The organism is Microcoleus sp. K1-B1 (genome assembly GCF_036704705.1).
In the GTDB taxonomy this organism is placed as follows: domain Bacteria; phylum Cyanobacteriota; class Cyanobacteriia; order Cyanobacteriales; family Microcoleaceae; genus Microcoleus.
Window position 1 is genome coordinate 7,567 of the sequence record NZ_JAUBSH010000062.1, and the last position, 22,530, is coordinate 30,096.

Sequence of the window (22,530 nt, forward strand, 5' to 3'; positions counted from 1 at the left end):
TCTGTTTGAGGTAAAGCACGATCGACTGTTGCTGCATCTGTTTGAGGTAAAGCGCGATCGACTGTTGCTGCATCTGTTTCGGGTAAAGTTCGATCGACTGTTGCTGCATCAGTTTGAGGTAAAGCACGATCGACTGTTGCTGCATCTGTTTGAGGTAAAGCGCGATCGACTGTTGCTGCATCTGTTTGAGGTAAAGCGCGATCGACTGTTGCTGCATCTGTTTGAGGTAAAGCACGATCGACTGTTGCTGCATCTGTTTGAGGTAAAGCGCGATCGACTGTTGCTGCATCTGTGTCGGGTAAAGCGCGATCGACTGCGGAATTAGTCTCTGCGGTAATCGCCGCTAACTGCGGTATCTCAATCTTACCTGCTGCCAGCGCTGCGTCTGGGGTAGCCGTAGGGACGGCACTCGCTTCTAGCGCAACTTCTGGAGTTGAGGTATCCTGAATTTGAGCTGTTGCGGAGATCGGCCCCAAAGGCACTGCCGCACCAGAAATCAAGAAAGACAGCCAAAAAGCTTTAACGGAGGTTGAATTATTCACCATAAAACTCACACCACTTATTGAAAATTAAATTTGGCCAATGTTAACCGATAAGCTTGCTTATAAATGTAGTTGGTTTAACAAATTCTTATAAATAGTTAAAATTATTTTAGGAAGCGATCGATTCCCAATCACTAATCACTGATGACTACTGACTCCTGACTAATTCCCCAAATGAAGTTTTTATTAGTTACAGATTTAGACAACACGCTAGTCGGAGATGACGAAGCAACTCAAGTTTTCAACCAGCGCTTGCAATCACTGCGATCGCAAATTTGTTTGGTTTACGCTACCGGGCGTTCTTCTGCTTCCACTTGCGAATTAATGGCCCAAAAGCAACTGCTAACACCCGACTATTTGATCGCAGGTGTAGGTAGCGAAATTTACCAAGACGGAATCCTCGATTTAGATTGGGCGGAATATCTTTCTCAAGACTGGGATAAAATGGCGATCGCCTCTTTAGCGCAGCAGTTTTCCCAGCTTAAACTCCAATCCGTCAAAGAACAAAATCCTTGGAAAATCAGTTATAGTCTGGAACCAGCAGCAGAAAATAGCTCGACAGTCCAGGCGTTGCAACAAAAGTTAACTGAATCGGGACTGCCAGCTCAAATCATTTTTAGCAGCAATAGAGATGTGGATATTTTACCACAAACTAGCAATAAAGGCAATGCCCTTACTTATTTACAAAAGCGCCTACAAATTCCATCTGAGACAACATTAGTTTGCGGTGATTCTGGCAATGATATCAGTATGTTTGAACAGGATGTCCGGGGAGTAATCGTCGCTAATGCTCTATCAGAACTCTTAAAATGGCATCGCGAATGCGGCACTGACAATCATTATTTAGCTGGTTCTGCTTGCGCTTGGGGAATCATGGAAGGAATGGCATATTTTTGGGAATTTTGATTGCCAACAATTCGGTTTGGTTAGTAGTCAGCAGTGAAGTCCTCAGTACAAACGCACCCCAAGCACCCCAAGTCCTGCAAACAGTTAAAATCTGTTCAGGAATCTCAACCGCGTATCGATCGAACCTGCGAGTTGCGATACCATCAGCCTGTACTGCTTTATCAAACCTAATCGAACTTAACTTTAGTTACCTCAAGCGAGTTGAAGTTTATTTCCTAGCGTGTCGGGTGGAACTCACATCTTGCACCATTCTCAAGAACAGGCAAGATGCCTGTTCCACAAAAGATAAATTTTCTTGTGGAACAGGCATCTTGCCTGTTCAGAAAAGGCTAATTGAGAATGGTGCCAGATGTGAGGCCCAACGTAGTGGAGGGAGTCGGCTATCCCAAAATAAATTGCCTATTCCCCGATCGCCAAAGGTTCTATAGTTAAGTTTAGCGCCTAAACCTAAATTACTCTCTCTATAAAAACTTATCTTTCTAGATGAACAAGATGTAGGTTGAGTCAACTATTTGCCCCTTTAGTTCAGTTCGCAAACGCACCGCCACATGGAACAAAATACTTTACCCGTAGAGGTGATTCTCTCTCACCCCCGCCAATATTTAGGTAGCATTCGGCTGGACTGGACGCCACAACCTGGGAACTATGTAGATTTAGAGGGACAAACCTACGCTGTCTTGGAACGCCACCACCGCTATCAACTCAAATCCGGCCGCTACCGACTGCAAAAAATTGCCCTGTACGTCCAGTCGGCCACACCGCCGACGGAAAGAACTTTTGTAAGTGGCATCTGGGTTATCGGAGATGCTAGCTGTCGCTTTAATGCTCGATCGGAAATTCTGCGCTGTGCTGTCAATCCCAATGGCCCGTGCAACTGCTGCTGCGACTACCAAAAGTCTTGAACCATCAAGTCAATCGATTTTAGATTTTAGATTTTAGATTTCAGATTTAAGCATTGACCCCACGGATAAATTCGGGGGCACCTTTATCGGATACAGGTTTTTTATTTCTGGACGGATGAATCCGGGGGCTTGTATCCTGGATGCTTTCGGTCAGTACACAATTCCACCTCGCCCAACCGAGAGTGCCGAGAATCTCGGCGTCTCCCTCATTTACCAGAAACTATCACAACCAACTAGCAACTCTGGAATCGAATTTAACTTCTTCAGGAAGGAGGTAATCTATCTTCTGATAGCTGTGCAGCACGTCGCGAATGCCAGTATGAATCAAATTTTCTATGTGCAGCAACTGTTCTGAAGAACAGCGAACCTGAACTGTTTGGTTTGACACAGACTCGCCGGAGTCGATCGCAGTATATCTATTAGGAACTCGGCTGAGTACATAAGCAATTAAATCTTGTCGCAATCCCGAAGGCGAAAAAGCTTGTTGGTATGGGTGCTTCGGATAAGACTCCAAGATAATTTCTACTTCCTCTGTGACTACAGCTAAGGTAATATTGACAAGATTTTTCTGCATTTTCCCCGTCCCCAAACACTCGTTAACTAATATTTTTGTGCCCGTTCTCGTTTTCGTCTGATTCCTCATGAATTTTAACCGGCTAATACCGCCAATCGTTCTTCGGTAATCACCAGCTCGAACTCGGAACTTACCTCTTCTATAACCCGCAGCACGTAGCAGGGAATCTTGTCGGATAAAATAGCACTTGCCACCGTACCAGTGTGAATTTCTAAGACTGCTTCAGCAGCAGCTTCAAACATCAGTCGCTGTCCCGGAAACATCACTCTTTCAAAGTACCAATTAGGAATGTTCCCAATCCGAACTACCTGAACTAGGTTGGTAACATTTGCGTAATAGCACAGAATCTGGTTGTTACCTTTATAAGATAGCTGATCAGACATTTAAAAAATCTCCACACTCTTTCAAAAACTTACTGAGACTTGACTTTGCCTGTTAGTGGCAATTGTGAGTTTGGCTCTTGATCAAACGACGGACTTATTTTTTTGGTGTTATTAGAGAGCGCGAATCACATCTTCAGTTATTAATTTTTGTATCATTTAGTTATCCTGCCAACACTTAGAGGACTGGCGCAGAAACCCCGGTTTTCCAGGTGAAAAAACCCGGTTTGTTTGGTATGCAGATCCTAGATCCTGACTTATTTAGGTTGGTTGTGCTGTGGCACCAGTTAATCGAAAGTACCATCACTGCCCCGAACTCTCCTGACAACAGATTCACTCTTTGGCAACGGAATGGTGCTGAGAGTGCGATCGACCTTCAGATCCAGAGCTTGGAGTAAACTTTATCTAAAAAATATGAGGAAATTATGAAGACCATCATTTTTTTTGATAAATATACTTTTGCCGAAGCAAGGATTACAACAGTTAGGCAAAAACCAGGTTTTTTAGCCAAAAACTTGGCTGCATCTGTGCTCATGGCTTAAAAAACCAGGTTTCTGAGGGAAATCTGCATAAATCTTGGATTAGCAGGCTGAAACCAGGTTTTTTAGCAAAAAACTTCGCTGCATCTGTGATTCCGTGTTAAAAAAAACCGTTCTTGATGCAAGTGTGCGTAACTTCTGGAGGAGTTATTCTGCCTGTAAATACGGTGATAGCCGATCGGCTTTGCAGGTAACAAAAAACCCCGACTCCCTGAGATCATCTCTAGAACTTCTAGGGAATCAGAGTTTAAATTAACCAATCACCGATCCATCTCAAAGCTAAATCAAAAAAATGAGGAAATTCTGAAAATAGCAGGAAAAACTAGAACTTTCCTGGACGCATAAACCCGGTTTACCAACATAATTGCGTAATTTTCGCAAGAATCAAAGGAACGAGAAAGCGCATTTGCGATCGTCATCAGGCTTGAATGCCCGCTTGATTCTTGCGTCGGGCTGGGCAGACTTTGTTTGTCTAGTAGCGGTTTCAACTGCCGAGTTTGATCTGCTATCTGCGATCGCCTTTTACCCGATTTTAAAGCAACGGTTCCCAACCCAGAATTTCCGCCACTTGCTGTGCCAAACTCAAAGGATCGAAAGGCTTTGCAATCACCCCCGCTACCCCCAAATCAGCAAATTCGCTCAAATCCATCGCCTGCACCTTAGCCGTCAGGAAAATCACCGGAATCCCCCGAGTAGCCCCATTGTTTTGCAGCAAACCAAACAAAGTAAGTCCGTCCATATCCGGCATCATCACATCTAGCAGAATAGCGTCAGGGAGTTGAGTTTCAGCTAAAAGCAATCCTTGGCTGCCGTCGGGCGCGCTTAGTACAATCCAGCCGCCTAAATGTTCCAGACAAGCCTGAATCACGCTGCAGAGGTTTTTTTCATCATCGATGACCAGAATGCGCTTTGCTGACATAATTAAAACTCAAATTTTAAATTAATCATGGTAAACCGAAAAAAAACTTACGCAGGCTGCCTCATCAACCGGGTTTCTTGAAAGATATAGCAAAAGGAAGAAGCAATAAAATTAAGAGTTTCAGCACTTAAGAACGTCCTAATCGTCGGGTGCTGTTGCTATATTTTGCCACTCATATCAAATCCGTTAGCATCGGAATAGTAAATTCTAGTTCACTGTTCACGGCGTCAACAGTCAACCGTCAACAGTCAACATCATGCCGGTGTAACCGGAAATGATATCACCTACTTAAACCCTGAACAGAAAAATCGACCTATCAGCCTCCCAAAATCATCCTACCCGCATGGGTTGCCAGGAACTTGAGCTTTCGCGAGATATTATCAAACCAATCTCAAACCTCCAAACTTTTTCCCCCCTCGCCTTCCAACGGTGCAGGCACTGTGAAATAGAAACTGCTGCCTTGTGAGACAACACTTTCGACCCAAATTCTGCCCCCATGCTGCTGTACTATGCTGCGACAGATAGCCAAACCCAAACCCGTACCTCCTTTTTGGCGGGAGTCAGAAGCATCCACCTGTTGAAACCGTCCAAAGATAGTTTCTAGTTTATCGGCAGGAATCCCCCGCCCTCGATCTTTGACTTCAAATAAAACCCTTGAAGCGTAGCTATCCCGTAGGGAATCGCCCAAATCTTGCACCCTGACAGTTACTGTACTCCCTGGAGCGGAGAATTTAATCGCATTGCTCAACAAATTTACCAGCAGTTGAACGATTCTGTCGGGGTCAGCCCAAATTTGGGCTGTTTCGGGCAAAATAGACAAATCAATGTTATTTTCCGCAGCCAAAGAAAGTACAGCTTCTGCAGACTTCCGCATCAAAACCTGGGCATCGCACCACTGCTTGACGAGGATAACTTGGCTCGAATCAAGCCGCTCTAAGTCGAGAATATCGTTGACCAAACGCACTAACCGTTCGGTATCGCTCGAAGCGATTTCTAACATCTGTTTGGCAGTTTCCGGTTTATTTCTCAGTACCCCAGCCGCCAGCAAACCTAAAGAACCGCGAATCGAGGCAAGTGGCGTTCGCAGTTCGTGGCTGACAATCGAAATAAACTCATTTTTCATTTTTTCAATTGCCCGACTTTCTGTGATATCTGTGACTGTGCCGACGTGACCAATTAGTTGAGATCTGTCGGAAAAAATCGGAGCTGTTTTAAGCCGACAAAACCGGATGGTTCCATCTCGCTGGATGTGGCGGAATTCGCAGGAAAATTCTCCATCTAGCGATTGCGATTGGGACCACTTAGACAGAATTAGTTTGAGGTCTTCGCGGTGAACAAACCGCATCCAGCCGTTTCCTAAAGCTGCTGCAGGTGTGAAGCCACCAATTGCTTGACAGCGAGGATTTGTATATGTACATTTCCCCTCAGTATCGATTTTGAAAATGCCCACGGGGGAACTCTCGCTCAGAGAGCGAAATAAAGCTTCGCTTTCCCGGAGTTCTGCTTGAGAAGTTTCTAGTTCTCTGGTTCGCTGCAAAACTCGCATTTCTAACCGTTCGTTGAGCTGTTGGAGAGCGGCTTCAGCAAGTTTGCGATCGCTAATATCGCGGTGCACTGATACCCAGTGGGTAAACTCACCATTTTCGTCCGCTATGGGGACAATGCTCATTTCTACCCAAAATTCCGTCCCGTCTTTGCGGTAATTGATCGAGTCAACCCGCACCGGCTGCCAGGTTTTCAAAGCAGTCCGTACTCGATGGAGACTGGCGCGGTCTGTTTTTTCTCCTTGCAAGATGCGCGGCGTTTTTCCCACAACTTCTTCGAGTGTATAGCCGGTCATCCGCGTGAAAGCTGGGTTGACATAAATAATTCGCGGCCCCGGTTCCTCAATCGGTTCAGCTTCGGTAATTAACACGGCGTCGTTAGTGGTGGTGACTGCTGATTCCAAGAGGCGCAACTGTAATTCTCTAGCTTTGCGATCGGTAATTTCTGTAACTGTCCCCACCATCCGCACTGCATCGGCGGCTTCGTTGTAAAAAAACTTACCTTTTCCCTCCATCCAGTGAATGCTGCCGTCGGGCCAAACCACCCGGTATTCCTGACAGTAATCCGATCGCTGGGGCAGGGCTTGATTTACAGCATTCTGAATACTGTTTAAATCTTCTGGGTGAACGCAAGCTGCAAAACTTTGATAAGTTCCGGCAAAAGTCCCTGGGGCCAACCCAAATAACTCTTCGTGTTCCCTCGACCAAACAATGCGATTTTTCTGCATATCCCAGTCCCAAAATCCGATTTTGGTAGCCGACAAAGCTAAGCTGAGCTGCTCATTCATTTTCCGCAACTCAATGCTAGTAATAGCAACTCGAAGTTCTCGGGCTATTTCGATTTCACACGGCTGCCAAGGCAAAGATTTTGACCTCACAGTTTCTTGCCACAACTCAAAGGAAATGCGAGGAGAAATTAATCGGCTGCCATCCGGTTTAAATTCAATTTTTCCCTCTGGTGGACCTGCCCAGTTGACAGTTTGAAGTGCTTCGGGACGGAACCACAAAATGTAATAATTTTGCATCTCGGACATGGCAAGCACCAGTAAACCGCTAGCAAATTCTTGAAAGTTATCGGCGGGCGGATACAGTTTTGAGAGAGAATCTGTATAAAAAACCTCATTATTTATTTGAGTTTTTATCCAAGCAATTAAGTTTTGTATTTCTACCAATTCCGGGGTTTGCCCGATGGTTGTTAAATTTTCATTGGCACACACAACTCCACCGGTAGCGCCCACTAAGGCGAGCAATTCATCTCGGTATGTTAGTAAACCTTCTACAAAGCAGTTTTTTTGAGAAATTTCCGTGATAAATTTTTGGCAAAGTGCTTTTAAATAAATTGCATATTCCCGGTCTTCGCTATCTTGTTTATAGCTGAGTTCTAGATTCACAAACTTGGCTAGCAGTTCGCAAGCAGTTCTTTTTTCGTAGTTGACATACTTTCGTGTGGGATGGTGACAGGCGATCAATCCCCAGAGTTTTTTATCTTTGATTAGTGTCAGGGTCATGCTAGCGGCAACGTTCATATTTTTGAGATATTGAACGTGGCAAGGGGAAACTGTTCTCAACAAAGAGCAGCCCAGATCTAAAGGGCGACCAGTCAGCGGATTGCAGTGAGGAATTAGTTCTACAGGCTGACAGTTAATATCGGGAATAAACCGAATTAAATTCATGTTGAAGAGGTTTCTTGCTTGGGGGGGAATATCGGTAGCCGGATAGTGCAGTCCCAATAAAGGAGCCAAACTTTCTACTTTGTCTTCGGCGACAACTTTCCCCGCCCCGGTGGCATCAAATTGATAGACGATCGCTCGATCGAAACCGATCATCCTCCGCACTTCTGCAACTGCTGTCTGACACATCACTTGCAGGTTTGGTGTTTTGTGGATTTTGTCTATCGGCTCTTGGACTAAATTATAACAATTGAAACAATCGCTCGTTTTTGGGGAAACAACCGACTCTAGTTCAACAATTAATGCTGAATTTGATTGATGCAGCGTCCCCTCAAAAAAAGACTTGCGGTCTTGACTTTTGAATGATAATCTGATACCGTTACGTTGTTGGTAGTTTTCAAATAAAGCTTTTTCAATAGCCTCAATTTCCTCCGTATCGACAAATTCCTCTAAAAATTGCTCCAAAAGTTGTTCGGGGTAAAGGCCCATCGCCTCAAAAGTATTGTTGCTAACTTGCAAAATTTTCAACGCCGGTGATTCCAGCACCAAAAGGATGCCGTGAGGCTGAATCGAACCCGGGGCATAAATTACTTCGCAGTCGCTGTTATTGAGAGTGCCTGTGTCTGAGGGCAATACCATTGCTTTCATCTGATTACTACTTCTCTAAATTAGCCTGTGTTCTCGATCGGCGGGCAAGCATCAATCAACAGCACCGCGTCGGAATCACACAATCTAAAAATCCCCAGTCTTGGCTAAGGCTTCCTGATTTGTTTCGGACACGCACTGCATATTTGCTCCTAGTTATCCCCTTTTAAAAAAAGAATACAACTGTAGGTACGTGATCGAAACCCATATCTCATCAGTCATTCCCTGTTCTTCAATTCTTTAAGTCTTTAATTTTTTAAATCTAAAATGGGATTAGCGCTGTGCCTGAGCCAGTCTGTTTCTGAGTTGAGTCCGCTCCAAACGATTAAGGAGGCGAGCAATTAATTCCGGTTTCACGATCGGCTTGTTCACGTAGTCGTCAGCACCGGCGACAAACATTTGGCGCACTGTTTCTGACTCGGAATGAGCTGTCAAAAATAGCACGGGGAGCTTGCTCCAGCGCAAATCGTTGCGAACTGCCAAACACAGCTCGATACCGCTGTAACCGGGCATCTCCACATCTAAAATTAGCAAATCCGGACAAGTCGTTTCGAGTACCTCCCAGAACTTTTCGGGATCGTCCAATGTTGTTACTTGAAATCCCCAAGGTTGGAGAATCACTTGCAGTGCAGCCAATAGATCCACGTCATCGTCTACCACCATAACTTTAGCTTCAGCAGGGCCAGTCTGGTCGAGTAGTTGGGCAACTGCTTTGAGTATATCTGCTGGGGGCATAGATTTGTGTAAAAAGCCCGAAGCTCCCAAACGAGCAACTTCTATTCGATCGCTCAATTGATTGTGCTCGCTAAAAACCATCACCGGAATTTCGGGTTTTTCACTGCGGAGTTCGGCTAGGAGAGAAAGTCCGTTTTCCTGAGATCTGGAAAATGTCAAATCCAGCAAAATCGCGTCGGGAGGCTGTTGAGAAATCGCATTTCTTGCCAATTGCGGAGAGTTGGCGACTTCTATCTGGAAGCCGGAACCGGATGCTACTGTTTGCAGTTGATCGCTCCCAAAAGTATCATCATCAACAATCAGCATTCGGCGCTTTTGGGAAACCGCAGGAACCAAATCGCCTTCTGGTTCGGCCGAAGGGCGATCGAATATCTGTTTGAGCTGATGCAGAAATTCCTCAATTTGCTGAGCAGTCCCCGGTTTCCAGATGTTTTGGGCCTTGAACAAATGTTCTATCTGGCGCGCAACTTCCGAACCTTTCGGCAGCCCTAACGTGCCCAAAGAACCGACTAATTTGTGAGCTTGGGTCTGGGCTTCCTCGCGCACTTCACCCTCCAAGCTTCCGTTTTTCAGTTGAGCGATCGCGCGCTCGAATATCGCCACCTTTTCTATAAAATTAGCTTTTAAATTTCCCCGCATTTGGGCAATCGCATTCAAGACTTTGAGACGGCGCTCGTCTTTGTTTAATTCCTGGCTCGACCCGCTGGATTCAGTAGATAAAGTCTCTTGAGTTTTAGCACTTTCTGCCGTTTCCTGCCCAACTTGTTGGCTCTCAATCTCCTCCGGCAGACTTTTAAGCCGATAGCCCAATCCGTAAACGGTTTCCACTAAATCTACAGTCATCCCGGCTGCTTTCAGCTTCTGCCGCAGCCCCTTGATGTGAGCAGTAACGGCTTCTTCTTGAGGAAATTCGCCGGCAGACCAAATGCGATCGAGGATGGCGCTGCGACTGAAAATGCGCCGAGGATTTCTCAGGAAAAGTTCTAGCAAATTGTACTCTTTGGGAGTCAAGTGCAGCACTTTTTCGGCATAAGTTACTTCCGTAGTGTCCGGGTTGACTTGCAGTTTTTCCCAGGTCAAATTTGTACTCGACAAAGTTGCCTTACCCCGGCGCAGCAAAGCCCGAATTCGAGCGATTAATTCTTCGAGATTAAAGGGTTTGACCACATAATCGTCTGCACCCGCCTCTAAACCTTGGACTCGATCGTTGCTGCTATCTAGCGCTGTCAGCAGTAAAATCGGCATTTGGCAGCCGGACGATCGCAATTTTCGACACAAACTAATGCCGTCGAGTTTAGGAATCAGCACATCCAAGACAATCAGGTCGTAATCGTATGCCTGCACCAAATGCAACGCTGTTTCACCGTCTGCTGCTGCATTCACATTGTAATTGTGAGAGTTCAGCGCTTGAGTCAGCAAACTGACTGTAACTGTGTCATCTTCTACCAGCAGGATTTTCATAAACGTCACCTGTCCTTCCAACCATTCTTGGAACTTTTTATCGGTTTTTGGGGCTAATTAAATAGAAATTTAACAACTAAATTTTAAAATCCCCCACCTTCAGTATAACAAATAGTATTCTTGAAATAGATAATTGTAAATTCTTATTTTTATTTTATTTGTTTTCCTCTCGAAATATTTCATTAGATTCGGGCTGGGATTTTATGGCTTTTTGGACTTCAGCGCCTGCTGAATTTTTTGAATCAGATATTGCGAGGAATCTTGATGTTTAACTAAGTCTTCCAACTCGGAAACTGCTACTTCGGCGTGTTCTATCTCTCGAACTAAAGAATCAGCGGTAACACTTTTTACGACTCCCAAAGGTTCTTGAATAGCGGTCAATGAATTGAAATTTTTTTCCGCTATTAATTCTTCCAACTCTAACAGGGCCATTTCTGCGCGATCGATCTTGATCGTCACGGATTTAGCCACATTAGCACCTGCTCTTGCTGCCTCCGTGAGTTCGTGAACTCGAAGTTTAAACCGACTGGCAATTTGCTCCATTTGAGTCCCCAATTCAAAAGTTTTACTTGCCAGTCTGCCAATTTCTAGACTCACTTTGCTCAGACCGCTGGGCTGACTTCCCATTTGATTGGTAACTACAGCCACCTGTACAGCTAAATGCCTGACTTGTTCGATCGCCTCCCGGATGGTTCGGGAAGTGCGGTTAACCGTTTCTAAATCATTAGCTATGGCTTTGCCCACGCCCAAAATTTTATCTGTATTGTTGCAAATAGAATTAGCACCTTGAAAAGTAGCTTGAAATGCTTGGCGACCTTCCGAAGAAATCAGTTTCGCAATCCTCACAAATCGCTGATTCATTTGAGCAATTTCTTCAGCTTGTTTGACCAGTGCTACTTGCTGAGAACTGGGATTGCTATGCAGCTTTTCTGTTTGACGTTGTTGAATTTTTAAAAGTTCATTACATTCGTGAACCTTAGCCTGTTCTTGTTGAATTAGCGCCAAATATTTGTGTCTTTCTAGTCGGTATTTTTGAATAAATTTGTTGGCTTGCGCTAAAAGTTTCGACTGGGCAATTACCAGAGTGTGAACGTCCAAAAGGCGATAGCTATGGTCTTCCATCACCACAATAATCGGTTCATAAACCAAGTCTTTGTGCCTATTGAAAGACGCTTGCACGGCATCGTCAACTTTCCAGTTTTCCGCAAGCAGCAAAGGCGGAATTCTAATAAAATCTAACAAGGCTCGAATCGGGTGTGACCCGTAAAGTTCTACGCGATCGGGAAAACTCATTTGCTCTCGAAATTTGACGCGAGAAATCATGCCCAATACCTGTGATTCATGAGTAATAATGACTCCCGGCAGGTCGGGTTCTTGCTCAAATCTTTCAGCCACTACCTGTCCTAGAGTTGCAGCGCTCACTTGGAAGTCGTGACACGGCAGATGTCCGATCGTGAAATCGGGGGTGAGTTGAGTTGGATTGCTCATTTACCCGGATAGTGTTAAGTACAAGTTAACAAATTATATATTAATATTATACTGGAATAAGATTGTTCAAAGTAGTCAACGACCCAGCACGGAAGTGACTGGGCTTCGGGCCTAAAACTTCATTTTCAGTTGAGCAGCCTGACACCTTTGATGTCTAGGTTTTGTGAGTAATGACACCAAGCGGATGCGTAGCTAGTCCCCTGTTCTGTCGTTAAGGGTTAAACATTTTTATTTGGGTTAAGGACGTGCCATTAGCCAAACAAGCTCAGAAAACAAAGGCGCGTGCTAACTTCACCCCAGCAATGGGAGTGGAATTGCTTAGTTTCAATCAACAACCCGGTTCACAAACACAACCAGAAGCGATCGATTATACAGCCGTATCCCTTCCCCCCGTTTCCTCCTACCGCTTTCGCGCTCGCAAAGCGCTGAAGCGGGGGTCACTCGCCCAGAAGAAAGAGGACAACTATAGGGAGAAATTAGCTATCGGACCCTGGGGCCTTCTATTACCTACTTTCTGACTACTGTCATCTCAAGTCTGTGGGATCGGCCGCGCCTGCTGTGCCACGGGTTCCGTCCTCACAACAGGGGCATTCATATTTTGTTCTTTAAAACAACCGGGAAAATATCTAGATTGAAACAAAAAACCTTAAATCGGACTTTGCCGCTAGCAACCTTTGAGGCTGCTTACCAGTTGTTACAGCAAATGGCTGAAATCCCAGGGGCGATTTGGCTGACTGACGATGCGATCGCTGATTGTCAAAATCTGGAAAATTCGTCGGAAAGGTTTGCAGCAGTGGTATCAGAGCATTTTAGCGCGCTGCTGCGGGGCAATCTATTAGATGAGTTCGCAACAAACGGACACAAGCACAGCGAAAAAAATCTCCATTCGCAATTGAATGTGCAGTTGACTTTCGACCCTGGGGCGATCGCCAATTTCCTGTCTCCCCTCGCAGACCAACTCGCAGAAATAAAGCCCGCACCCCCGTGGAAAATTGACATTCGTGCCCTCAAACAAGCCATTAAAAATATACAGACCAATTCGGCCGTTCTGCAAAGCGAATTCACCCTAAATTTGCTGGATATTCTCGCTGCCAATGCCAGCCAAAATAATCACCTGCCCCTACACAGCCAAACAGAAATAGAGGGAAAATCCGCCCCCAAAGTTATAGATCCAGAAACGCTACAAAGCCAAATTGCTGAAGCCGTCAATCAATTACAAATTGCCAGCCCTTGCATTTCATTTTGTCAGCCTGTAGAAGATGCTTTGCAGCAACAGCTAGAACAAGAGCGACTTTTGAATCAGGTGACAACTCAAATCCGCCAGAGTTTGGAATTGCCTGTAATTTTGTCAAAAGCAGTCGAGCAAGTGCGAGAGTTTTTGGAGGTCGATCGCCTGTTAATTTATCAATTTGAAAAAGTGCCAGCGCCGCACAAGGCCGAGTTAGCTAAAGAAAATCCTGCGGCAGTTTCTGGGTGTGGCGAAATCCCAGAAAATTCCGGGTCTTACTTGTATTTAGGTCGCGTTACCTACGAAGCTTTAGCCAATGATGGTATCTCGTCTGTACTAAATTTTAGTGAAGACGCGCAGTGTTTTACCAATGGAGTCATTGACCGAGAAAAATATCGCAAAGGTTTGGCTTTGTGCGTCGCGGATGTGGAAACAACTTACTCTTCGCAGCCTTGTTTTTTAGAGTTGATGCGGCGGGCGAAGGTGCGGGCAAAGTTGCTAGTGCCGATCGTAGTTCAAGACGACTTGTGGGGGCTGCTAATTGCCCACCAGTGTACTTTTCGCGAGTGGGAAGAAAGCAAAAAAACATTTTTGCGACAAATAGCAGAACATTTGGCGATCGCCATTTACCAAGCCGAACTTTATGCACAAGTCCAGCAGCAAAAGCGCACCTCAGAACAGCGCGTAATAGAGCGCACGCGAGAACTGCGCGATGCACTGGTTGCCGCCCAGTCTGCCAGCCTCGCCAAGAGCGAATTTTTGGCAGCTATGAGCCACGAATTGCGGACTCCCCTCACTTGCGTCATCGGCATTTCCGACACGCTGCTGCGGTGGTCTTACGGCAAAGTTGGCAGTAAAGAAGTGCCAGTGCAAAAGCAGCGGCAGTACCTGCAAACTATCCGAGACAGCGGCGACCACTTATTAGAATTAATTAACGATATTTTAGATTTATCGCAAGTAGAAGCGGGAAAAGCAATATTAAAAATTAGTGAATTTTCACTTTCTAAATTAGCTTCTCAGAGCCTGCACGCCCTCAAAGAAAAAGCTGCGGCTAAAGGCGTGGAACTGCTGCAAGAACAGCGAATCCAACAAGAGTGCGATCGCTTCATCGCTGACCCGCGCCGCGTGAGACAAATTCTCTTCAATCTTTTAGGAAATGCGATTAAGTTTACTCCCAAAGGCGGGCGAGTCATCCTGCGAGTTTGGGTGACAGAAGATAAAAATCGAACCCCGGCAGTGCGGCAGCCCGGTACTGCACCTGCTGGAAGTACCGCTGTTTTTCAAATCAAAGATACCGGCATTGGAATTCCCGAAAATCAGCGATCGCTGTTGTTTCAAAAATTCCAGCAGTTGGATTCCCCCTACCGCCGCGAATACGGCGGCACCGGTCTGGGATTGGCCTTAACTAAACAGTTAGTAGAGCTTCACGGCGGCGCGATCGAAGTTAACTCTACAGTTGATGTCGGCTCTACTTTTACCGTTTTTATACCCATCCAAACTCTAACCAAAGATGAATCCCCCAAATTCACCTATGAAAAATCTAATTCATCTTTACCGCTGCATTATTCCTCGCGCGGTAGCCTCGTACTCGTGGAAGAAGATGAAGAAACTGCCATGCTGATTTGCGATATCCTGACAGCAGCAGGACTGCAAGTTGTGTGGATGATTGAAGGTTCGGCTGCCGTCGAACAAATTGAACTTTTGCAGCCGAATGCTGTGATTGTCGATATGCGTTTGCCCGGTATGAATGGCTGCGAAATAATTCACCAACTGCGCCAAAAACCCGCTACTGAAAATATCAAGATTCTAGCTTTAAGCGCTAATGAAATTCCGCCCGATCAGATATCTTTCGTGACGGCGGGAGCTAACGAGTGTTTGGCTAAACCGATTCACCCTGAGCAATTGCTGGACAAAATTATTTCTTTAATGGCCGGGATTGGTAATGGGTAATTGGGAATTGGGCATGGGGCATGGGGCATGGGGAATGGGGCATGGGGCATCGGGCATCGGGCATTGGACATTGGGGATGGGGCATTGGGCATTGGGCATTGGGCATTGGGGATGGGGCATTGGGCATTGGGCATTGGGCATTTAATATAATTGAGTTTTTGAGGCAATTATGGGAAGACCTGATTTTGAGGAATTAGAGGTTTATAAGTTGGCGGAAAGTTTGGCGAATCAGATTTGGGAGATTGTTAAAAAATGGGATTACTTCACAAAAGATACGATGGGCAAACAGATAGTTCGGTCTGCGGATAGTGTCTGTGCTAATATTGCTGAAGGAAGAGGTCGTTATAATGACCAAGATAATCGGCGTTTTGTAAAAATTGCTAGAGGCTCTTTGTACGAAACAGTAAACTGGTTAAGATTAGCCTATGCTAGACAACTTATCACCAGCGAAGAAGTAAGCAAATTTAAACCAATTATCGATAAACTACTACCAAAACTGAACGCTTATTTGAGTTCAATAGGACACAGGGAATAAATTACAAAAAAAGCCCCATGCCCCTGCCCATGCCCAATTCCCCATGCCCCATGCCCAATTCCCCATCCGCAATTCCCCATGATTAATTGTCAAATTCCTACAGGATTAATTGTTTCTTGTCAAGCACCTGCGGATTCGCCGCTGCACGATCCGATCGTAATTGCGGCAATGGCTCGAACCGCTATCAATCGAGGTGCATCGGGGGTGCGGATTGACACTCCGGCTCACATTGCAGCGGTGCGAAAACAGATATCCGCTCCCATAATTGGGATTTGGAAGCAGCAATTGCCGGGATGCGAGATTTACATTACTCCTCGGTTTGAAGACGCGCGGGCAATCGCCACTTCTGGAGCCGATATTATCGCCGTTGATGCTACTGAGAGAAACCGGCCTGCTGGCGAAGAGTTAAAGACGTTAATCGCCAAAATTCACAGTGAATTGGGCAAATTAGTGATGGCGGATGTAGATACAATAGAAGCTGCGATCGCGGCAACCGAAGCTGGTGCAGATACTGTAGCAACTACTCTTTTTGGCTATACTGCCCAGACGGAAAGTTTTTCCCCGCCAGGATTTGATTTGCTTGCGGAAATGGTAGAAAAGCTTAAGATTCCCGTTATCTGCGAAGGCGGGATATCTGGGCCAGAAATGGCTAAAAAAGCCTTGGATTTAGGAGCGGCGGCTGTTGTTGTGGGGACAGATATTACTGGGATTGATCTTAAGGTGACAGCCTATAAGTCTCTGATGGGGAAGTAAGAAGGAAGAAGGAAGAAGGAAGAAGGAAGAGGGAATAGGGAAGATGGGAGAATGGAGAAGGGAGAAGGGAGAAGAAAGATTCGGCGATAGAAATCGCTTGTAGAGAAACGAAACGCGCAAGGTAAGGGTGGGAAATATCGGGCGATTTCAATCGCCCTCGATCGGGGGAAGTTGCTAAATCAGTGCGCCGTTGATAAAGCTGCTAACTACAGCCAAGGCGATCGCCCCCAGTACCGCGCTCCAAATGCCCATCCGCAAACTAAATCCTTCAACTAACTTCGCCGCCGAGGCAAAAACAATCACATTCATTACAAAAGCAAACGCGCCGGAAAGCAACCCCAGCGTCAGTAGGTTCGGCACGAAAAAAACTGCTTTCAGAATTGGCAAAATTAAAACATTCAACATTCCCAAAACCGCAGCGGAAATTACTGCTTTCGGTGTGCTGTCAATTTCGACGCCGATCGGCAGTTGAGAAATTAGCAGCAAGCTGCTGCCCGTCACCAGCCAAGCAATCAAAAAATCGATCGGTTCCACAGCGCTCGTACCTCCTTAACAGTTGAATTGTCAAAAAAACTTGATATTTAACATCTACCTTAATCACATAATTCGGCTGATTCGTCTGCCAACGGGCCGAATTTATGTCTGTCACTAAAGAGTGAGAAGTTATAATCGCTGTATCATAGGCAAAATAATCCGGATGGGAACCGTATAAACCTGTTAGTTGAATAAAAAGAGCAGATTAATTAATATGGCTGGCGATTTTTCTTTTAACTCTAAAGTCCGATTCGACAAAAATGGCTTGGACAATGCTTCACGGCAACGCAGCCGATCGCTCCAAGTTATGATTTTTATGCTGCTCGTCACTACCTTGATGGCGCTACCAATATTTCGTCTAGCCGAATTGCAACTGGTACAGGGAGCCTACAACCGACAGCGGGCGGAAAATAACCGCATTCGCCCTGTTTCAGTCCCAGCGACTCGCGGTCAAATTTTAGACCGCAACGGCAAAATTTTTGCGGCCAGCCGCGTATCTCGATCGGTCTATGTGTGGCCAAAAGAGCGATCTGCCCAAGACTGGCAAGAGATCGCCGCTACACTGGGCCCGATCGTCAAACTTCCGGCAGCCGAAATTATCAAAAAAATCGATGCCGCTGGCTACAGATCGGCCCTGCCAGTGCGAATTAGTAAGGATATCGATGTCGGTACTTTCGTCGCTTTGGGAGAACAAGCTAATACTTTGCGGGGAGTTGAAATTCGCGTAGAATCCAGCCGAGACAATCCCAACCAGCAATTAGCAGCTCACGTTTTGGGATACGTCGGCGAAGCTACGTTAGAGGAATTAAAAGCTAATCCTACATATCCGATGGGAATGATCGTCGGTCAAATGGGAGTTGAAAAATTAGCCAATTCAACTTTAGAGGGCGTTTGGGGAAACCGTTTAATCGAGGTAAATGCTAAGGGCGAAGAAATCCAAGATTTAGGTGTAAAAGACCCTATTCCCGGCAAACCGGTGCAGCTAACTTTAGATTTAGATATGCAGAAAACTGCGGAAAAAGCTTTGGGCGATCGCCTGGGTGCAGTTGTGGCGATCGATGTAAAAACCGGAGCTCTTTTAACAATGGCTAGTTGGCCGACATTTGACCCCAATATTTTCACCCGCAAGGTGACTCAAACAGAATGGGAGCGACTGCAAGGGCCAGAAAAACCGTTTTTAAATCGAGCCGTTCAAGGTTATCCAGTCGGTAGCACTTTTAAAATTGTTACTGCTATAGCCGGGATGGAGTCCGGCAAGTTTTCTCCTGACTCGACTGTGGCCACTTCTTCTTCAATTAACATCGGGGGAATTTCTTTTAACGAACACAGTGGCGGTTACGGCGTTATCGGTTTCCGCGATGCTTTAGCCTACAGCAGCAATACGTTTTTCTATCAAGTTGGTATGGCAGCAGGCCCCGAACAAATGGCAAAATGGGCTAAAGCGATGGGCATTGGCGGTACTATTAATTTAGACCTTTTGGGGATAGACGGCGCCAATCACGGTCAAGTTCCGATCCCAGCAGAGAAACAGAAAATGTATGGTGAAGATTGGTACGTTGGCGATACAGTAACAATGTCGATCGGTCAAGGTTTGGTACTTTGTACTCCCCTAGAATTGGCTGTGATGGTGTCCACTGTTGCTAATGGCGGTTATCGAGTTCAGCCGCATTTATTGGCTTCTCAAACCAACACTCCTATTACCAAAAAAGTTCCCACAGGTATTAAGCCTGCAACTTTGAATGTAGTTCGCCAGGGATTGATTGACGTGGTGAAAAAAGGTACTGGCAAACGCATGAATGATGGTACTATTCCTTTAAGTGCTGGTAAGACTGGGACGGTGGAAATGCCCGGTCATCCTGACAATTCTATGTTTGTGGGTTTTGCTCCTGCTGACAAACCGGAAGTTGCGATCGCAGTTATAGTTGAAGGCGGCGGATTTGGTTCTGTATCGGCGGCACCAATTGCTCAAGAGGTATTTAGAACCTATTTTCAAAAGCAGGGTTTTAAACCTACTAATAAGCCTCTATAGTCATTAGTTAATAGTTGACTGTTGGCTGTTGGCTGTTGGCTGTTGGCTGTTGACAGTTGACTGTTGACTGTTCACATTTTGTCCTATACTTCGATCGCACTATTCTTGATATCTTGGAAAAGTGCGATCGATTAACATTTTTCCCCTACCAATCGTCTCACTTCCACTGTCGATAAATTCATCATTTGCGCTACCTGTTCCAGACTCATTCCAGAATTTAAGAGTTGAGTTACGAGCGATCGTAATGTTGACTCTGCGGCCAGTCGTGCTTGCTCAGATTGTTGAAAGGCTGACTCCGCTGCTAGTCTGGCTTGTTGCTCAGCGAGTCGTCCCAGTTTTTCTTCCTTGTGAGTCTTCAAAAACTCACCCGTTTCAGGAACTCTAAACCTCAATTCTCCTGAAATTAGATGCAATTCCAGTCCCAGCACTTCACTGAACAACCACAGCGTATCGAAAGCGATATTGTTGGCAGCAATCGGCTCGTACTGATTGTTTATTAGACGTACTCCCTGTAAAATCGGATTTAGGTAATCTCCCGACGGATCATACTGAAAATATTCCCTAACTCCCAAAGCCCGATAAATTTCGGGTTTGGTTTCTTGGTCTTTTGTCTGAGTTGTTTCAGAAGTAATTTCTAACACAAAATCGGGAGTAATTCCGCCTTCTTCCCAAACTTTATAATTATCCCTTTTGCGGTTGGCCACTCCAAACACCACATAAATATCGGGAGCAACAACCGCTTGGTTGTTCCCTTGTTCATAATAAATGAAAGAATTGGCTGACACGTAAACATCAGAACGTTCTTGAAAGTAAAGCTTGACAGCTTCAACGCTGTAAGTCATGTAATCGCGCGTGATGTCGCTTTCAGCCATCGGCTCTCCGTCGCTGCTGGGATATTCAATTTCTAGCTGTTCGGCTTGAGTTAAAATTGTCATTTTTCAATTTTCCTCAAAGTTATTAATTTAATGGTAGCATTCTGTCAGGTTTGAGAAAGTTTCAATATCCTCAAAAAAATTAACAGCGGTAAGGTGTGCACTGCACACCTACATAATTAGGTGCTGCGTCCTGGACTGTAAGGCTGTTAAGATGGTGTACAGATACAGACTCTTTAAATTCTAATTAATCCCTCTATCTAAAATAATCATTTCCGAACCAACAACCGGACTTCTAGCTATTAACTTGCCTTCCATATTCGCAATTTCTAACTTGCTGAAATCGAGTGAGTTAGCCTCCTTCCACATCTTCGTTGCTAGTTGATTTTGCTCAACTACGCTGAGTTTGTACCAATCTTCAGCGACTTTTACCGTCAAAATGCTGCTGGCAAAATTAGCTTGAACAGACTCAACTAAACCGCCGCCCAGTCGATTCTTAATGTCAGTAACTTGAGTTTGAATCGCAGCAATCAGAGACTGTTCGGGCGTCAGCGGTGGCGGTGGGATAATTTCTACGGGTTGCGGTTTTTCCGGCGCCACTAAATCGGGCAACTTGCTTTTGAAGTTAGCAGAGATTGGCTCAGATGGTACGATCGCCTCTGGCGATTGCGGCGTTCCCGATGCCAGAAAATCATCAAAAGTTTGCGGCGACTGCTGCGCTGCTGGGAGAGGCACTTTTGCTACTTTCTCCGGCGGTTTTGGCGAGAAACTGTTGAGAGTTAAACCGACTGCAACGATTAGAATTGCTGCTATGGCGGCGTTTAAAATTGGATCGGACAGCTTCTGGTTCGTAGATGGTGGCAGTAGCGATCGCACTAGCCGCACAATACTTTGCCAAAGTACACTGACGTTCTGTAAAAAGCTCCCTTCGCTGCGTTGGGATACAGGCTTTTTATCAAATTTTACAGCAACTTTTGGCGGCACGCTGTTAACTTCCACAGCCACAGCGGGAGGAGTTACTGTTGCTGAGTCAGAAGCGGTGGGCGCGATCGGCTTTACTTGCTGCAACGGGGGTTCGGCTGGTAATTTTTTGCCTTTTTTTCCCAAATTCCCAATCGATGCCATCAAAGCTTTGATTGTCTGACTTTTGGGAACCGCGCTGCTGGCATTTTGAGTTTTGCTGCCAGTGGGGGCAGACTTTGCAGCCGAAGCAACCTCCGGTGTCGGAGATTGAGAGGGTTCTGGAATTGGTTGGTTTAGTTGTTCTTCTGACATTTTCTCTGCCTTGGGGCGTTGCAAATATATGTAAACGAGATAAATTTTAATTGAGCCATCTCAACCTTAATTTATCATTTTATTAGTTGTAACCGAATCAAAATGAGCATCAAACGTCGTCACTTTCTAATTTTAGGCAGTCTCAGCAGCTTAGGTTTTGCCGCAGTCTCGAAAATGATTCAGGTTCGGACTTCCTCCGGTAGAGACACCAATGCTGCTGTGCCTTCTAACGTTGAGGCAGAAAGGGCGATCGTCCCTTTACCGGCCTCACAGCCTATTTTACGCTTTATTTCGGTGGCCGACACCGGTACGGGGGCTGAGGGTCAGTATGCTGTGGCTGAGGCGATGGCGCAATATCACCGGGAAAATCCTTTTAATGTTGCGGTTCTCGCCGGCGACAATATCTACAATAACGGCGAAATTGAAAAAATTAATGCTGTTTTCGAGCGGCCTTATCAGCCATTATTACAGCAAGGTGTAAAATTTTATGCTTGTCTGGGAAATCACGACATCCGCACTGCTAACGGCGATCCGCAAGTTAAATATGCGGGTTTTAATATGCAAGGTCGCTACTATACTTTTCGCCGCGATCCCGTACAGTTTTTTGCTTTAGACACCAATCACAATGCGGATTGGAAAAATCAGCTTGTTTGGCTGGAAAAAGAGTTGAGTCAGAGCACCGCACCTTGGAAAGTTGTGTTCGGCCATCACCAGATTTATTCCTCTGGCTTGTACGGATTGAATCAATCTTTTATTAAGACTTTGACGCCTTTGTTTCAAAAGTACGGCGTGCAGCTTTATATCAACGGACACGAGCACAGTTACGAACGCACTCGCTCGATTAACGGTACGACTTATTTAATTTGCGGTGCCGGCGGGGGCACGCGGGCGGTGGGGCGTTCTGAGTGGACGGAGTATTCTGCTAGCCGCCTGAGTTTTGCGACGTTTGATGTCTATGAAGACCGGATGTTTGTCAGTTCTATAGGTACTGACAAACGGGTTTTTGACAGGGGAGTGATCGAAGTGCGATCGGCTTAATTCAAATTATA

19 protein-coding genes and 1 pseudogene are annotated in these 22,530 nt (G+C 45.6%); 10 read left to right on the forward strand and 10 right to left on the reverse strand.

Annotated features, from left to right (window positions below):
• Positions 1 to 545 (reverse strand): annotated as a pseudogene (locus tag QUA83_RS20460) (iron uptake porin); the annotation flags it as partial.
• Positions 546 to 716: 171 nt separating this feature from the next.
• On the opposite strand from QUA83_RS20460, the gene QUA83_RS20465 reads away from it, so the two are divergent.
• From QUA83_RS20465 to QUA83_RS20475, 3 genes are all read left to right on the forward strand, one after another.
• Complete coding sequence (locus tag QUA83_RS20465; protein ID WP_333295425.1) at positions 717 to 1,448, forward strand: sucrose-phosphate phosphatase; 732 nt, start codon at positions 717 to 719, stop codon at positions 1,446 to 1,448.
• On the forward strand, positions 1,436 to 1,876 hold the full coding sequence (locus QUA83_RS20470) for a hypothetical protein (RefSeq protein ID WP_333295426.1): 441 nt from the start codon (positions 1,436 to 1,438) through the stop codon (positions 1,874 to 1,876). Before QUA83_RS20465 ends, QUA83_RS20470 begins: the two co-directional genes overlap by 13 nt.
• 120 nt (positions 1,877 to 1,996) lie before the next feature.
• Positions 1,997 to 2,350 (forward strand): DUF6464 family protein, encoded by a 354-nt coding sequence (locus tag QUA83_RS20475; protein WP_333295428.1) that lies wholly within the window; start codon positions 1,997 to 1,999, stop codon positions 2,348 to 2,350.
• 223 nt (positions 2,351 to 2,573) lie between these two features.
• Here QUA83_RS20475 and QUA83_RS20480 read toward each other — a convergent pair whose 3' ends face one another.
• Both QUA83_RS20480 and QUA83_RS20485 read right to left on the reverse strand, forming a co-directional pair.
• Positions 2,574 to 2,924, reverse strand: a complete 351-nt coding sequence (locus tag QUA83_RS20480) for a late competence development ComFB family protein (protein ID WP_333295430.1) — start codon at positions 2,922 to 2,924, stop codon at positions 2,574 to 2,576.
• Positions 2,925 to 2,998: 74 nt separating this feature from the next.
• Positions 2,999 to 3,307, reverse strand: coding sequence for a DUF1830 domain-containing protein (locus tag QUA83_RS20485; protein WP_333295431.1), 309 nt, complete (start codon positions 3,305 to 3,307; stop codon positions 2,999 to 3,001).
• Positions 3,308 to 3,540: 233 nt separating this feature from the next.
• On the opposite strand from QUA83_RS20485, the gene QUA83_RS20490 reads away from it, so the two are divergent.
• Complete coding sequence (locus tag QUA83_RS20490; protein WP_333295432.1) at positions 3,541 to 3,702, forward strand: hypothetical protein; 162 nt, start codon at positions 3,541 to 3,543, stop codon at positions 3,700 to 3,702.
• A 673-nt stretch (positions 3,703 to 4,375) separates the two neighbouring features.
• On the opposite strand, the gene QUA83_RS20495 is transcribed toward QUA83_RS20490, so the two are convergent.
• The 4 genes from QUA83_RS20495 to QUA83_RS20510 form a co-directional block, all read right to left on the reverse strand.
• Positions 4,376 to 4,762 carry a response regulator gene (locus QUA83_RS20495; RefSeq protein WP_333273676.1) on the reverse strand — a complete coding sequence of 129 codons (387 nt, stop codon included), beginning with the start codon at positions 4,760 to 4,762 and terminating at the stop codon, positions 4,376 to 4,378.
• A gap of 391 nt (positions 4,763 to 5,153) precedes the next feature.
• On the reverse strand, positions 5,154 to 8,624 hold the full coding sequence (locus tag QUA83_RS20500) for a PAS domain S-box protein (RefSeq protein ID WP_333295433.1): 3,471 nt from the start codon (positions 8,622 to 8,624) through the stop codon (positions 5,154 to 5,156).
• A gap of 270 nt (positions 8,625 to 8,894) precedes the next feature.
• A complete protein-coding gene (locus QUA83_RS20505) occupies positions 8,895 to 10,817 on the reverse strand; it encodes a response regulator (RefSeq protein WP_333295434.1) in 1,923 nt (640 codons plus the stop codon).
• A 201-nt stretch (positions 10,818 to 11,018) separates the two neighbouring features.
• A complete protein-coding gene (locus QUA83_RS20510; RefSeq protein WP_333295436.1) occupies positions 11,019 to 12,305 on the reverse strand; it encodes a chemotaxis protein in 1,287 nt (428 codons plus the stop codon).
• A gap of 631 nt (positions 12,306 to 12,936) precedes the next feature.
• On the opposite strand from QUA83_RS20510, the gene QUA83_RS20515 reads away from it, so the two are divergent.
• The 4 genes from QUA83_RS20515 (at position 12,937) to QUA83_RS20530 (ending at position 16,771) form a co-directional block, all read left to right on the forward strand.
• A complete protein-coding gene (locus QUA83_RS20515; RefSeq protein ID WP_333295437.1) occupies positions 12,937 to 15,483 on the forward strand; it encodes an ATP-binding protein in 2,547 nt (848 codons plus the stop codon).
• Positions 15,476 to 15,628: a hypothetical protein gene (locus QUA83_RS20520; RefSeq protein WP_333295438.1), complete on the forward strand. Its 153-nt coding sequence runs from the start codon at positions 15,476 to 15,478 to the stop codon at positions 15,626 to 15,628. Before QUA83_RS20515 ends, QUA83_RS20520 begins: the two co-directional genes overlap by 8 nt.
• Positions 15,629 to 15,652: 24 nt before the next feature.
• A complete protein-coding gene (locus QUA83_RS20525; protein ID WP_333295439.1) occupies positions 15,653 to 16,018 on the forward strand; it encodes a four helix bundle protein in 366 nt (121 codons plus the stop codon).
• 78 nt (positions 16,019 to 16,096) lie between these two features.
• Positions 16,097 to 16,771 (forward strand): N-acetylmannosamine-6-phosphate 2-epimerase, encoded by a 675-nt coding sequence (locus tag QUA83_RS20530; RefSeq protein WP_333295441.1) that lies wholly within the window; start codon positions 16,097 to 16,099, stop codon positions 16,769 to 16,771.
• Positions 16,772 to 16,945: 174 nt separating this feature from the next.
• Here the strand turns inward: QUA83_RS20530 and QUA83_RS20535 are convergent, their stop codons facing one another.
• Entirely contained in the window at positions 16,946 to 17,305 is a 360-nt protein-coding gene (locus QUA83_RS20535; RefSeq protein WP_333295443.1) for a phage holin family protein, read from the reverse strand.
• 214 nt (positions 17,306 to 17,519) lie between these two features.
• Here QUA83_RS20535 and mrdA point away from each other — a divergent pair, with 214 nt between their 5' ends.
• The gene (gene mrdA / locus QUA83_RS20540) at positions 17,520 to 19,334 is read left to right on the forward strand and encodes a penicillin-binding protein 2 (RefSeq protein WP_333295445.1); all 1,815 of its coding nucleotides are present in this window, start codon (positions 17,520 to 17,522) and stop codon (positions 19,332 to 19,334) included.
• Positions 19,335 to 19,465: 131 nt separating this feature from the next.
• Here mrdA and QUA83_RS20545 read toward each other — a convergent pair whose 3' ends face one another.
• Both QUA83_RS20545 and QUA83_RS20550 read right to left on the reverse strand, forming a co-directional pair.
• Entirely contained in the window at positions 19,466 to 20,269 is an 804-nt protein-coding gene (locus QUA83_RS20545) for a Uma2 family endonuclease (protein WP_333295446.1), read from the reverse strand.
• 180 nt (positions 20,270 to 20,449) lie between these two features.
• Entirely contained in the window at positions 20,450 to 21,481 is a 1,032-nt protein-coding gene (locus tag QUA83_RS20550; RefSeq protein ID WP_333295448.1) for a hypothetical protein, read from the reverse strand.
• Between the two features lie 102 nt (positions 21,482 to 21,583).
• On the opposite strand from QUA83_RS20550, the gene QUA83_RS20555 reads away from it, so the two are divergent.
• Positions 21,584 to 22,519, forward strand: coding sequence for a metallophosphoesterase (locus tag QUA83_RS20555; RefSeq protein WP_333295450.1), 936 nt, complete (start codon positions 21,584 to 21,586; stop codon positions 22,517 to 22,519).
• Positions 22,520 to 22,530 lie beyond the last annotated feature (11 nt).

Bases quoted from the DNA above. Each gene is read 5' to 3' on its own strand.
- QUA83_RS20465 (WP_333295425.1), top strand. From the start codon at position 717: ATGAAGTTTTTATTAGTTACAGATTTAGACAACACGCTAGTCGGAGAT.
- QUA83_RS20475 (WP_333295428.1), top strand. From the start codon at position 1,997: ATGGAACAAAATACTTTACCCGTAGAGGTGATTCTCTCTCACCCCCGC.
- QUA83_RS20480 (WP_333295430.1), bottom strand. From the start codon at position 2,924: ATGCAGAAAAATCTTGTCAATATTACCTTAGCTGTAGTCACAGAGGAA.
- QUA83_RS20485 (WP_333295431.1), bottom strand. From the start codon at position 3,307: ATGTCTGATCAGCTATCTTATAAAGGTAACAACCAGATTCTGTGCTAT.
- QUA83_RS20490 (WP_333295432.1), top strand. From the start codon at position 3,541: ATGCAGATCCTAGATCCTGACTTATTTAGGTTGGTTGTGCTGTGGCAC.
- QUA83_RS20495 (WP_333273676.1), bottom strand. From the start codon at position 4,762: ATGTCAGCAAAGCGCATTCTGGTCATCGATGATGAAAAAAACCTCTGC.
- QUA83_RS20500 (WP_333295433.1), bottom strand. From the start codon at position 8,624: ATGAAAGCAATGGTATTGCCCTCAGACACAGGCACTCTCAATAACAGC.
- QUA83_RS20505 (WP_333295434.1), bottom strand. From the start codon at position 10,817: ATGAAAATCCTGCTGGTAGAAGATGACACAGTTACAGTCAGTTTGCTG.
- QUA83_RS20510 (WP_333295436.1), bottom strand. From the start codon at position 12,305: ATGAGCAATCCAACTCAACTCACCCCCGATTTCACGATCGGACATCTG.
- QUA83_RS20520 (WP_333295438.1), top strand. From the start codon at position 15,476: ATGGGTAATTGGGAATTGGGCATGGGGCATGGGGCATGGGGAATGGGG.
- QUA83_RS20525 (WP_333295439.1), top strand. From the start codon at position 15,653: ATGGGAAGACCTGATTTTGAGGAATTAGAGGTTTATAAGTTGGCGGAA.
- QUA83_RS20530 (WP_333295441.1), top strand. From the start codon at position 16,097: ATGATTAATTGTCAAATTCCTACAGGATTAATTGTTTCTTGTCAAGCA.
- mrdA (WP_333295445.1), top strand. From the start codon at position 17,520: ATGGCTGGCGATTTTTCTTTTAACTCTAAAGTCCGATTCGACAAAAAT.
- QUA83_RS20545 (WP_333295446.1), bottom strand. From the start codon at position 20,269: ATGACAATTTTAACTCAAGCCGAACAGCTAGAAATTGAATATCCCAGC.
- QUA83_RS20550 (WP_333295448.1), bottom strand. From the start codon at position 21,481: ATGTCAGAAGAACAACTAAACCAACCAATTCCAGAACCCTCTCAATCT.
- QUA83_RS20555 (WP_333295450.1), top strand. From the start codon at position 21,584: ATGAGCATCAAACGTCGTCACTTTCTAATTTTAGGCAGTCTCAGCAGC.